This window comes from Actimicrobium sp. CCI2.3 (genome assembly GCF_035019065.1).
Lineage (GTDB): Bacteria > Pseudomonadota > Gammaproteobacteria > Burkholderiales > Burkholderiaceae_D > Actimicrobium.
Map to the genome: position 1 here is coordinate 1 of NZ_JASJWR010000095.1, position 535 is coordinate 535.

Below are 535 nucleotides of genomic sequence, written 5' to 3' on the forward strand. Positions count from 1 at the left end.
TGCGCGCGCGGCCAGGCCGAAAATTACATCAAGCATCTCAAGGGCGACCTTGCGGCCGACCGCACTTCCTGCACCAGCTTCCTTGCCAATTGCCTGCGCCTGTTGCTCCATGCCGCCGCTTACGTGCTGCATCAGCAACTACGCACCCAGGCGCTGCAGCACACCGCTCTGTCGCAGGCGCAGCCAGCGACCGTCATCGCCAAACTGTTCAAGATCGCGGTTCAGGTACGTCAGTGCAAAAACAGGATCGTCCTGCATTTGCCCAGCGCCTGCACCGTCAAGCACTTGCTGCAAACACTGACCGAACGACTGTATTTGCCAACGCCAGCGAAGCGACTTAATTCGTCCTGACTTGGTCACGTCAGGTCTGCCGAGAAGTGACCACTCCCCCACAACATCCACCGCCAAACCGCATTGCCCGACTCCCACCAGATTGGGTAGGGTGAGTTTCGCCTGATATTTCTTCAACCTCATTGCTGCAGCGATGATGATGGGAACGCATGCCGAAATGCCGGTTCATGAAACATTCAGGCTA

General features: G+C 57.4%; 1 protein-coding gene. It reads left to right on the forward strand.

All coding sequences use genetic code 11. The features are described from left to right. A partial coding sequence (locus QN370_RS20605; RefSeq protein ID WP_323581831.1) for a transposase occupies positions 1–351 on the forward strand: 351 nt, incomplete at its 5' end. Positions 352–535: the final 184 nt, after the last annotated feature.